The organism is Blautia sp. OF03-15BH (genome assembly GCF_003463065.1).
Lineage (GTDB): Bacteria > Bacillota > Clostridia > Lachnospirales > Lachnospiraceae > Limivivens.
Window position 1 is genome coordinate 142433 of sequence record NZ_QSCM01000003.1, and the last position, 12771, is coordinate 155203.

General features: G+C 47.2%; 8 protein-coding genes. 1 reads left to right on the forward strand and 7 read right to left on the reverse strand.

Annotated elements, in window-relative coordinates; translation table 11 throughout:
- Positions 1-65: 65 nt before the first annotated feature.
- From DXA57_RS04945 to DXA57_RS04965, 5 genes are all read right to left on the reverse strand, one after another.
- Complete coding sequence (locus DXA57_RS04945; RefSeq protein ID WP_117765220.1) at positions 66-2177, reverse strand: glutamine synthetase III family protein; 2112 nt, start codon at positions 2175-2177, stop codon at positions 66-68.
- 104 nt (positions 2178-2281) lie between these two features.
- Positions 2282-3145, reverse strand: a complete 864-nt coding sequence (fba, locus tag DXA57_RS04950; protein ID WP_117765222.1) for a class II fructose-1,6-bisphosphate aldolase — start codon at positions 3143-3145, stop codon at positions 2282-2284.
- Between the two features lie 139 nt (positions 3146-3284).
- Positions 3285-4181: a diacylglycerol/lipid kinase family protein gene (locus tag DXA57_RS04955; protein ID WP_117765224.1), complete on the reverse strand. Its 897-nt coding sequence runs from the start codon at positions 4179-4181 to the stop codon at positions 3285-3287.
- 215 nt (positions 4182-4396) lie between these two features.
- Positions 4397-5221: an SH3 domain-containing protein gene (locus DXA57_RS04960; protein ID WP_158571235.1), complete on the reverse strand. Its 825-nt coding sequence runs from the start codon at positions 5219-5221 to the stop codon at positions 4397-4399.
- 183 nt (positions 5222-5404) lie between these two features.
- On the reverse strand, positions 5405-8587 hold the full coding sequence (locus tag DXA57_RS04965; RefSeq protein WP_117765228.1) for a hypothetical protein: 3183 nt from the start codon (positions 8585-8587) through the stop codon (positions 5405-5407).
- Positions 8588-8773: 186 nt separating this feature from the next.
- Between DXA57_RS04965 and DXA57_RS04970 the strand changes: the two genes are divergently transcribed.
- Positions 8774-9391, forward strand: coding sequence for a TetR/AcrR family transcriptional regulator (locus DXA57_RS04970; protein WP_117765230.1), 618 nt, complete (start codon positions 8774-8776; stop codon positions 9389-9391).
- A gap of 123 nt (positions 9392-9514) precedes the next feature.
- Here the strand turns inward: DXA57_RS04970 and DXA57_RS04975 are convergent, their stop codons facing one another.
- Positions 9515-11914: an ABC transporter permease gene (locus DXA57_RS04975; RefSeq protein WP_330423195.1), complete on the reverse strand. Its 2400-nt coding sequence runs from the start codon at positions 11912-11914 to the stop codon at positions 9515-9517.
- Positions 11877-12575 (reverse strand): ABC transporter ATP-binding protein, encoded by a 699-nt coding sequence (locus DXA57_RS04980; protein ID WP_117765232.1) that lies wholly within the window; start codon positions 12573-12575, stop codon positions 11877-11879. Before DXA57_RS04980 ends, DXA57_RS04975 begins: the two co-directional genes overlap by 38 nt.
- Between the last annotated feature and the right edge of the window lie 196 nt (positions 12576-12771).

Here is a 12771-nt window from a genome sequence, read left to right on the forward strand (position 1 = left end):
TAAAGAAGGGCAAAAAAGAAGCGAAGCAGGTCCTGACATCCCTGTTCCGCTTCTTTTTTTATTCTTTATACTTCAAACAGAAGGTCGCCATAAGAAGGCATGGGCCATTCTTCTTTATCAACGATCATTTCCAGCTCATCTACCGGAATACGAAGTGCTGTCATGGCTGTGCAGACTTCCTTGTAGTAATAATGTGCCTGCGCCTCTCCCTCTTCCATGGCTGCGGCCGTTCTGGTCACATCCTTGAGGACCAGAAGTGCTTTTCTCGCCTCGGAAAGAAGGCTGGTCAGCTGCTTCAGGATCTCCACCGGAATGGACTCATCTGCACCAGCTCCCTTGATCTCATTGGCAGTCTCTGCCAGATTTCTGGCGTAACGCATCACTGCCGGAATGATATGCTTGCTGGCAATATCGATCATGGCTCGCGCTTCAATATTGATGGCTTTTGCATAGCCCTCGTACTGGATCTCCGCTCTGGACTTCAGCTCCGCCTCGGTAAAGACGCCGAATTTTTCAAACATCTGTATCGTTTCCTCTGTCACCAAAGCCGGAATGGCATCTACCATTGACTGAATGTTCGGAAGACCTCTGCGCTCTGCTTCCTTCACCCATTCTTCGGAATAACCGTTTCCATTAAAGACGATCCTCTGATGGAGCGTTGCATATTCCTTGATGAGGTCATGAACGGCCAGATCAAAATCTTCTGCTTTTTCCAGCACATCACAGGCATCGGAAAACGCCTCTGCCGCAATGGTATTCAGCACAACATTACATTCTGCCACAGAATCTCTGGAACCTACCATACGGAACTCAAATTTGTTTCCGGTAAAGGCAAAGGGTGAAGTCCGGTTCCGGTCTGTTGCGTCTTTGGAAACCTCAGGAAGAGTCTTTACACCCGTATGAAGATGACCGCCCTTTAAGCTGTGGGCTGCTGCTCCAGTGTTGACCAGCTGACGCAGAACATCTCCCAGCTGCTCACCGAGGAAAACAGAAATGATTGCCGGCGGAGCCTCATTTGCTCCCAGACGGTGGTCATTTCCCACGTCCGCTGCAGATTCTCTTAAAAGATCTGCATGGCGGTCTACCGCTCTTAAGATACAGCAGAGCACCAGAAGAAACTGAATGTTCTCATGCGGTGTCTTGCCGGGATCCAGAAGATTGATTCCGTCATCTGTGGTGAGCGACCAGTTGTTGTGTTTTCCGGAGCCATTCACGCCTGCAAAGGGTTTCTCATGCAGCAGGCACTGAAGACCATGCTGTTCTGCCACTCTTTTCAGTGTTTCCATGATGATCTGGTTATGGTCGGAAGCCACGTTGCATTTTTCATAGATCGGAGCCAGCTCATGCTGCCCGGGTGCTACTTCATTATGCTGTGTCTTGGCCGGAACTCCAAGTTTCCAGAGTTCCTTGTTGACATCTTTCATAAAGCCACCGATCCGCTGGCGGATAACGCCAAAGTAATGGTCATCCAGCTCCTGTCCTTTCGGCGGCATTGCTCCGAACAGCGTTCTTCCGGTAAAGATCAGGTCTTTTCTCTGCAGATATTTCTCATGATCTACAATGAAATACTCCTGTTCCACACCGACAGACGGGAATACTTTCCGTGAAGTGGTGTTTCCAAAAAGGCGGAGCAGACGCAAAGCCTGGCTCTGTACGGCTTCCATGGAACGAAGCAGCGGTGTCTTCTGGTCCAGAGCCTCTCCGGTATAAGAACAGAAAGCAGTCGGTACACAAAGGATCGCTCCCGTATCATCTTCACGGACAAACGCCGGCGAAGTACAGTCCCAGGTTGTATAACCTCTTGCTTCAAAAGTGGAACGAAGTCCTCCAGACGGGAAAGAGGAAGCATCCGGCTCACCCTTGATCAGCTCTTTTCCGGAAAACTCCATCAGAACATTTCCATCCTCATCCGGTGCTGTAATAAAGGAATCATGCTTTTCCGCAGTGAAACCGGTCAGCGGCTGGAACCAGTGCGTATAATGGGTTACCCCTTTTTCCATGGCCCAGTCTCTCATGGCTGAAGCCACAACCTCAGCTGTCATGGGATCCAGTTCTTTTCCCTCATCAATGGTCTTATGCAGCTCCTTGTAGATTTTTTTGGGAAGGCGTTCCCGCATGACATGTTCATTAAAAACATTTTCCCCAAAAATTCTGGTGACGTTCACATTTTCGCTCATCACATTCCTCCACATACTCTTTAGTCGATCACACAGCGTATCTCAATAAAATGGCATCCCTTCCTGGGAAGAGATGCCACAGTTTCTGACAAAACAGATGATATTCAGGCTTTATCGACGGAACCAAAGATTTCCATTTTCTCTTTAACGGTCTTCTTGATTGCCTCAGCACCCGGTGCCAGAAGTTTACGAGGATCATAACCTTTGCCCTGCAGATCCTTGCCTGCCTCAATGTACTCACGGGTTGCTTCTGCAAATGCAAGCTGGCACTCGGTGTTTACATTGATCTTGGAAACGCCAAGGGAGATTGCTTTCTTGATCATATCGGTCGGGATACCGGTACCGCCATGAAGAACCAGAGGCATATCGCCGGTCAGCTTCTGAACTGCATCAAGAGTCTCGAAGCTTAAGCCCTTCCAGTTTGCCGGATATTTTCCGTGGATGTTACCGATACCTGCTGCCAGGAAATCGATGCCAAGGTCAGCGATCATCTTGCACTCGTTCGGGTCTGCGCACTCGCCCATACCGATAACGCCGTCTTCCTCGCCGCCGATGGAACCAACCTCTGCCTCCAGAGACATACCGTGCTCTGCGCAGATCTTAACCAGCTCTTTGGTCTTTGCAACGTTCTCTTCGATCGGATAATGAGAACCGTCGAACATGATGGAGGAGAAACCTGCCTCTACACATTTCAGGCATCCCTCGAAGCTGCCGTGGTCAAGGTGAAGAGCTACCGGAACAGTGATGTTCATCTCTTCCATCATACCTTTTACCATGCCAACAACGGTTTTGTAACCGGTCATGTATTTGCCTGCGCCCTCGGAAACACCAAGGATAACGGGAGAATTGCACTCCTGGGCGGTTGCCAGAATTGCTTTTGTCCACTCCAGGTTATTGATATTGAACTGACCTACTGCATAGTGACCAGCTTTTGCTTTCTGAAGCATTTCTTTTGCAGATACTAACATAATGCGAACCTCCATAAATGATATTTTTATTGTAAGCTTCCGGTTTTTTCTGTCTTCCAGACATCTGTCTGAAACCTTTTTTCCGGAGCGCCCAATTTGTCGCAACCATTATAACTCAAAAATCTCAAAAAGGGAACCATTATTTATGTTCTTTTTTTACCATGATGGGAATTGCCTGTTTCCGGTTGATGATTTTTACCTTCTTATGCACTCCTCCATCCTCTCCATCCAGTGTCCAGGGAACCTCTTCATCCCCTTCCAGTTCCAGTTCATCCGTCTTAAAGTTTTCTATAAAACGGGAATTCATCTGTCCGGTCATCAGACTGGTAATGATCTCCTGAAACTCGATGACATTGGCCGGCTGGTAAATGAGAATCACTTCAAAAAGACCGTCATCCAGGCAGACATCATTGCCGGTGATCTTTTTAAAGCCGCCGACAGACTCGGAATTGGTAATCATGCCATAGGCAAAATTTCCTTCGATCTCCCGTTCCTTCGTGCGTACTTTCATATGGAAGCTTTTGATATTAAAAAGCCGTTTGGCCCCTTCCAGCAGATATGCCATGTGACCCAGTACATTTTTCGCTTCCTGACTGGTCTGATAAGCCACATCCGTGAAAAGACCGAATGCTGCAATATAGATAAAATACCGGTCATTAAAAGCCCCCACATCAAAATGTCTGGGAGTTCCTGTCGCAGCGATCTGCGCTGCATCTCCCATCCTCGACGGCAGCTTCAGACTGCTGGCAAAATCATTCGTACTGCCCGCCGGGATATATCCAATCGGAGTGTCATGACCGCCCTGCATCAGTCCGGAAACCACCTCATCCAGGGTTCCGTCCCCGCCGCTTAAGACCACCAGATCATACCTGCCTCCTTCTTCCATAGCTATATTACAGGCGTCCAGCCGTGCCTGTGTGATATGTACCGTCAGATCCATGTCTTTTTTGCTGAAAATATCCAGAATATCCAGAATGTGATACTTTATGGTGCCTTTTCCTGACCTTGGATTTACAATAAATAAGACTCTCTTCATTTCTTCGCCCTCTTTTTTATTGTAGAAGCCTTTTTTTCCGCACAGAGGCTTCTCTGTCAGATTATTTTACATGGATTTTACAACTCTTGCAAGCAGTTCATGCTTTTTTAAGTTTTCGCTTCTGCAGCAGTCGGAAAGAGAATGCTCTTTTTCCCTCACAAAAGCACAAAAAAACAGACTACGTAAATTTCTTTACAATAGTCTGCTTTCTGGCCTTAGAAAAACTGTGCGCCCATATATCCGGTCATTCCGTCTACGGATACTTTATACCAGCCTCCGACATCCTCCAGGAACTGTACCGTCGTACCAGCCATGTAGGTGCCGAGGATCTGCGATTCTTTGCTGGTCTCGGCTCTTAAATAGCAGGCACCCTTCAGCGTCTTGTAAATTGGTGCCGGTGCTTCTGTCTGCGGCTCCGTCTCCACCTCATTCTCCATTCCGGCTTCGTACGGAACCTCTTGCAGATAATCGCTGCTCATGTAGCCTTCGCGGCCTCCTACAAGCACCTTGTACCAGCTGCCCTCTTTTCCAAGAAACTTCACGATGCGGCCTGCCGCATAAGAATTGATGACCGTACCGTCCGGTTCCGTTCTGAGATTCAGGGTCACCGTTGTTTTCAGATATCCCGGATCTCTGACCGCTTCGGTTGCCGCGGTTTCTGTGACTGCTGTTTCTGTGGCTTGCGTCTCACTGGCATGTGTCTCCGAAGTTTCTGTTTCAGTCTCCTCTGCTATTTTCGCTTCCGTTTCTTTTTCTGTTTCTTTCGCCTCTGCTGCTTTCGTCTCTGCCTCTGTTTCTTTCTCGGAAGAAACGACTTTCTTTTCACTCTCAGAAGTTCTTTCCGTTACTGCCTCTGTTTCTCCTGCAGTGGAAGTGCTCTCTGACTCCACTCGTATATTGTCTGTCGGTTTCTTCTGTGAACCGGCCACTCTCTGATAAATACGGATACCGACCACTGCTATGATCACAACTGCCAGGATTGCAAAACCCAGCAGGAAATATCGAAGATTATCTGAAAGCCATTCTCTAAAATCGTCCATTCTGTTTCGTCCTTTCTTTCTCGTTGTTATACTTAGTTTATTATAACGCATGTCCTGTTGAATAGCAAGCAAGGAAAGCACAGACTTTGCAGCGTCTTGTCAGATGACCCTCCGTCATTTCAATTGTAAAAAGAACTCCTCCGGAAGCCGCCGCCTGGGAGGAGTTCTTTCTATAATAATTATTTATTCTTCTTTTGCTTCGATGGCTCCGGTCTCCATGATGAATTTTACCTTGCCCTCGCAGCCTTCGCTGCTTCCTGCAAACGTCTTGTATGCTTTGTCTGCATTCAGCACCGCATCCAGGCGGTCGATCAGGACCTCAATGTTGTCTTCATAAGCCTCATTCAGCTTCTGGATACCTTCCTCATCAAATTCCTTCATGCCATCCCGGAGTTCTTCTGCACCGTCATTCAGATCTTTTGCACCATCCTTCAGATCATCCACGCCATCGGAAAGATCACCTACACCATCCTTCAGATCACCGGCTCCGTTAAGCAGCTGACTGGTTCCGTCTTTTAAGGTATCGGTTCCGCTCTTTAAGGTATCTGCTCCGTCTTTCAGTGTATCCGTTCCGTCTTTTAACGTGCCTGCTCCGTCTTTCAGGCTGTCGGCTCCGCTCTTCAGTGTATCGGTTCCGCTCTTCAGACTGTTGACGCCGCTCTTTAAGGTATCGGTTCCGCTCTTCAGCGTATCCGTTCCACTCTTTAACGTGTCAGCACCACTCTTTAAGTTTTCCGTTCCGGTTTTCAGTGAAGAAGCTCCTTTTGCAAGCGTTTTTCCACCCTTTGCAAGCGTATTGATACCGCTCTTTAACGTTTTGCCTCCGGCAGCCAGCTGACTCAAACCACCGGAAAGCGCATCGGCACCTTCCTTCAGCTGAGTGGCTCCGGTCTTCAGGCTGCTCGTTCCACCGTATAACGTTTTTGCTCCTTCTCGCAGATCCTTGCTGCTGCCTTTCAGCGTAGAAGCTCCGGTGTTGAGTGTTGTTCCGTTTGTGGAAAGGCTGCTTCCGGCCGTTTTCAGAGCACTGTTGTTAGCTGTCAGTGCGGCTGCTCCCTCAGTCAGGCTCTTCATTCCGGCTGCGAGCGTATCGGAGCTGCTGTTCAGCGGAGCGGCTGCCTTCTCCAGTGCGGTCAGACCTGTATTCAGTGCTTTCGCACCGCCTACATAGGTTGTCACACCGTCTGCCACTGCAGCTGCCCCTGTCTGAAGATCACTTTCTGCATTGGTAGCGGCTTCCAGTTCGGTCAATGCTTCGGAAAGCTCTGTCAGTTTATCTGTCAGATCTTTTGCGTTCTCGATCTTCTTGATGCTGTCAGCAGAAGCTTTCAGCGTTTCAGACAGTTTGGTCTGCTCGGCGATCACACCGTTCATTGCCTCAATATCCGTATTTAATGTTGCCTTATGACTCTCATAAGCACTGACTGCCTTGCTCAGTGCTCCTCCTGTCACTGTATCTACTGCCTTTCCTGCCACACCGGTAGCACTCGCTTCATAGGCAGCGGCAGCAGACAGGGCATTCTGAAGATCCGCAACCAGAGTAGACTCTGTCGCAATGCTGGTTTCCAGCAGTGTTTCTGTAGAAGAGATCAGCGTCTGAAGCAATGCGATCTCTGTACTGCTGGGCAGTTCTCCTCCGTTTTCTTTCATGTCCTTCAAGATATCATTGATGCTGGTGTTCAGACTGGTGATCCCGTCTGATACCGCCTTGCTTCCTGTTGTCAGCTTTGTGGTCGTCTCTTCATCTGCCAGGGCATCACTTCCTGTTTTTGCGCTGCTGATCGCACCGTACAGGGATTTCAGGGAAGCAGGCAGTGTTCCTGCCTGGCTTGCAAAATTCTGTACTCCTGTGTTCAGTGTTTCTTCGCCGCTCAGATAAGAATCAACTGCTCCTGTATACTGACCTGCTCCTGTCACATAAGCACTGACTCCGTCTGCCAGAGTGTCGGCACCTTTGGTATAGGTATCCACACCGCTCTTCAGATTCTTTGCTCCGGTATCTGCAGATGTGATCCCTTTTACCAGTGTATCCATTCCATTGATCAGGGCACCTTTTCCATCGTTCAGTTTGTTGATGCCGTCTACCAGTGTTTTGGATTTGGTTTTCAGGGTATTCAAGCCATTGCTGAGCTCTGTAGCTCCGTCAGAAAGATCAGATGCTCCGGTCTTCAACGTACCGGCTCCTGTTGCCAGGCTCTGTGCACCGGTCTGGAGACTTCCGGCTCCGCTCTGAAGATTTCCGGCTCCCGTCTGAAGCTGAGAAGCTCCGCTCTGAAGGTCACCGGCTCCGCTTGCCAGTGTTTTCGTTCCATCTGCCAGCTGTTTGGCTCCATCCTGGAGATCACCGGCTCCATCTGCCAGCTGTCCGGCTCCTTTCTGAAGATCACCGGCTCCGTCATCTACCTTTTTCACTCCATCATAAAGATCAGAAGCACCGTCAGAAAGATCACTCACGCCATCTGCAAGCTCATCCACACCATCTTTCAGATCACTGGTTCCGTCTGCCAGATCGCTGCTTCCATCTACTAATTTCAGAGAATTCTCAGTCAGTTCATCCAGTGAATCCTTCAAATCTTTCAGATCATCCAGATCTTCAATTCCCAGATCCTCAAGAACACCTGTCGTTGCTACCGTTGCCGTCATATCCAGTTTGAAGTTTGTGGTGTCTGCTTCTACTTCTACGTATTCCGGGATATCAATATCTTTCAGATCCTCGGTATCTGAAAGGCCAATGCTATCGGAAAGTCCCGGCAGAGCCACACCTACAACGATATTTCTGCTTCCGTCAGAGATCACCTTACCATTAGTCACCTTGACATTACTGAAATTTTCCTGAGAAAGGATCATTCCGGAGATCATGGCAAACGGAGTGTAGATCTCACGGTCTTCCCCATTGATCTTTACTGTCTCTTTCTGGTTATTCGTATAATCGATACGGATCTTTACTTTTCCGCTTTTACCGGCCAGATCTTCCGGAGAAATCTCCTGACCATCCAGATAATAGGTCAGTTTTACGGTAACCGGAAGTTCTTTATCGGTCGTACCCTGATAATAAATATCGGAACCATCTGCCTGCCAGGTCAGTTTCTCGCCATCCTGGGTAAAGGTCTCATCCCCTTTGACATTTTTAATATCAGACAGAGAAGAACTGTCACTCAGCTCTGCGGACTGGCTGTTATTTTTCAGCCAGTCACTGACTGTGATCTTCTCTACATTACCAGATGCATCCATATTTACATAAACGGTTTCCTCTTTTTCCGGAGCTGCACTGTCTGCCGTCAGCACCGGCATCCCTACCATACATGCACTTAACATAACAGCTGTCGTAGAAGCGACCGCTTTTTTCCATTTCCGATTACGGTTCATAAGACATCCTCCTGATCTGATTTTTTCTATAATAAATGTTTTCCTGTTGTATTTATTTATGACTATCGGTCACTTTTAATCTTATACACTAAAACTGACTGATAGTCAATATTTTTTAGAAAATCTTAATACTTTTTCCTCAACAATATGTTATAATGGGCAAAAAAGGAGCGGAGGAATTATCTAATGAGAAAAGTTGATCAAAACAAGAAGCAGAAAAAAGACTCTCTTCTGGATGCTGCTTTTGGACTTTTCATGGAAAACGGCTTTCATAAGACCTCCATCTCCGACATCGTAAATCAGGCAGGTGTGGCAAAGGGAACCTTCTATCTTTATTTCACTGATAAGTATGACCTCAGGAACAAACTTATCTCCCATAAAGCAATTCAGGTCTTCTCCAATGCTTACAACGCTCTTTTAAATACGGAAATCAAAGCCTTTGAGGAACAGATCATTTTCATTATCGACCACATTCTTACGCAGTTCCAGAAAGACCATTCTCTGGTCTTTTTTATTTCCAAACATTTAAGCTGGGCACTTTTCAAAAACTCCCTGATCGATGCTCCGGAGGATGGTCAGGAAAACATCTACGAAGATTATTGCCGATTACTGGAAGAATCCGGGCTGCATTTCAATGATCCGGAGATCATGATCTATATGATCATCGAGCTCATCAGCGGAACGAGCTATAATTCTATTCTCTACAATCAGCCCAAACCCATCGAGGAGCTGAAACCGTATCTGTATGAAACGGTAAAGAGCATCATCCGGCAGAATCTTTCTCTGGATGACAGCAATGTTTAGGAAAAAAGCACTGTATTTTACACGGATTCCTCGTTTTCGATGGAAAAGAGAAGCCCCCGCTAGCCGTTGACTGCTTTATGCAGAAAAAACGGCTGCCGGGAGCTTTTCTGATTTAAAAAATTGTCATTCCGTATTTTTCAGCGCTTCATCCATTGGGATCTTTTTAATACTCCGGAACTGCAAGACAGCTACAAGAGCATAAACCAGCATGCCCAAAACAAACATTTTTCCATAGATCGCAGGCTCAATGTAGAGAGTCAGCCAGCCGCTGTACTCGGACATCATAAATACATAGATTTCTTTGATCAGCTCGGTGGCGATGAAAAAGCTTGCCAGAACAGAGAAGATCACGACCCAGGTAGTGCTTACCAGATACAGACTTACGATCTCCCTGTTTTTATAGCCAAGGATCTTCACCATGGAAATGGATGAGGCATTTTTCTCAATGATGAGCTTTGTCAGAAGATAGATCAGCAGGGCAAAGAGAATCAGTGAGAACACGTTGAACAGTTGGAACATCTCTCCCATAGAAACATCCAGCTGGCGGGAAACCTTGGTCAGATCATCCTGAGTGATCGTGGTGGACACATAGTCATCGTCAAGGTCTGTCAGCTCTTCATCAGAGAAATACCCGTTGAAATACGTATCTTTCTTATCAAAAAGAGTCCGGAAGTTCTCCGCCGTCGTAAAGAAGGCCAGTGCCCCCGGATAATCATAGAAGCCTCCCACCTGAAACTCATAGGTCTTGCTTCCGTATGGCTCCTTCAGGGTAATCGTATCGCCGGTTTTAATCCCGTATTTCTGCTGAAAACCATCACTTAAGAGCACACCATTTTCTGAAAGGCCGGAAAAATCAGCGTCCACATATTTACTGTCCGGTTCGATGCCATAGATCGTGATGGCTTCTCCGTCCTTCTCCTCTTTTTCCGGGATCATCTTCAAGGACTCCATACAGAATTTCTCCGCATTTTCATTCTCCGTCTCAAGAGACGGCAGCAAAAGCTTCTGCACCATACCCAGAAGAGAGTTTTCTTCCACATCTAGTTCGTCGGGCACACTTAAGATATACTGGTATTTTGCCAGCATATTGTTGATAGTTTCTTCCTGGTAATGGGAAAGGAGCGGCCTCATCATCATACCGAAAAGAAGCAGCACGTTGGCAAACACAATGCCGATAAAAAGCGTCAGATAGCTTGCCCGGTTCTGAAGCACGATCCGAATGCGAAATCGATCAAAAAACGGAAGTTTTGGAAGACGCACGGCTTTTCTTCGCCGTATGCTTCCAAGATCCTTTCTCAGAAAGCGAAGAGGCGATATCTTCAGTTTTCCATGGATCAGAACGACATTTATGATCATCATGATCAGAAACGGAACAGCCGTTGTTAAAAGAAAAGCTTCCGCATTCCAGCGTGTCTCGTAGGTAGGAAGGCTATAGCTTCCGTAATACATGTCTGCCACAATCCCTTTGAATACCGTATAGCCCAGAACATTTCCGAACAGAGCTGCCAGGATTGTCACCAGAACCGGCAGTGAAATATAGTGGATCAGCAGCTCTCTCCTCGTATAACCGGAGGCCCGCAGCGTTCCGATGACGGCAGACTCCTTCTGGATCGTATTATTTGTAGTCACGGCAAAAACAAAAGCCATGATCGCGATCAGAATGTAAAGCAGGACTTCTACCATGGCCTTATCGCTGCCCATATCATCTCCGGTGAAACGGATGGCCTGATTCAGATACCTTGGCAGAAAACCGCTGATGTCTGTTTTTGCTGCCAGTACATCAAGAAATGCATCTGCTTTTTCTTTTTCCGCTATCTCATCTGCCGGCTCTTCTTCATAAATCCAGGAATAACAATACTTCATATGTGTGTCTGAAAAAGAGGAAAAACCTTCCGGTGTCAGAACTCCCACGCCAAATTTCACAGAATCAAACATCAGATCCTTCGGATCCGAAAACAATGCACTGTAATCAGAAAGTGCCACCAGACCGGTGATCTTCATTTCTTTCGTATCCATCCTGATTGTATCGCCTACCTGGAGAGAATTGTTATCCGCATACATGCGGTCAATGGCAATTTCATCCGTTTTTACAGGAAACTCTCCTTTCATCAGGCAAACCTGATTCACTTCTTCCCGGTTTTTGAAAATACGAACGGTCCCGTCTTCCTGACCATCCTGATCCACATCCACCGGCTCATCCAGATAGAAGTTTTCGTAGATCGTCACCCCTTCCTGTTCCAGCTCTGCCAGTTTTTCCTCCGTGGCCTGGCTGTCCAGCGTGAAGTTTCCGTTTTCAATGTTGTATTTTGGGAAACTCTCCCTGTAAGCATCTAGCATACTCTTGTCTGCCACCAGAAAGCCGGACACGAAACCGATGCTTGCCGTCATGAAAAGAAAGATCACCAGATATTTTCCGATATCCCCCACAAGTTCCCGTGGAAGCCGCTTCCAGAGCGGATTTTTCATTTTTCTTTTCATAGCCGCCTCACCATTCCAGATCGCCGGCGGCAATCTTTGTCTCATTCACATAGTTTTTCCGGATCTGGCCATCCCGAAGCTTCACTACCCGGTCCGCCATGTTTTTGATAGCATCGTTGTGGGTGACCATGATGACCGTATTTCCATATTTTCGGTTTACATCCTCAATGAGCTTTAAGATTTCCTTGGAAGTGTGATAATCCAGGGCTCCTGTAGGCTCGTCACAGAGAAGAATATCAGGATTTTTCACAATGGCCCGTCCGATACTGGTCCGCTGCTGCTGGCCGCCGGAGAGCTGGTTTGGCAGCTTATGCCGGTGCTCATAGAGCCCCAGTGTGTGAAGCAGCTCGTCGATATCCAGCGGACTGTCTCTTAAGTAAGCCCCCACCTCAATATTTTCTTTTACATTCAGGTTGGGGATCAGATTGTACATCTGGAAGACATACCCTAAGTGTCTCCGACGGTACTCTGTCAGCGCCTTCTCCTTCATCTCTTCCATCTTTTCCCCATTGATGCTGATATAGCCGCCGTCAGCCTCGTCAATGCCGCCGATAATGTTCAGAAGTGTGGATTTTCCGGAACCGGAGGGTCCCAGAAGCACGCAGATCTCTCCTTTTTCCACAGAAAAATCCAGTCCTTTCAGGACTTCTGTCCGGTTTTCTCCCACTCCAAAGCTCTTTCGTAACTCATGTATTTCCAGAAACATCTGATCCTCCCTTTTCTTTCAACCGGTTCTGATGAACCATCACTTTTTAATGTTAGTTTTTACTAACTAAGTGTAACGCATTTCTCACCCGAAAAAAAGATACGTAACTGAGAGTTTTTATCAGAAATCTTGTTATCCCATTCAGAAGATATTCCGCAATCCTTTTTTCTTTCCGATCCGGTTAAAAAAGGGAAAA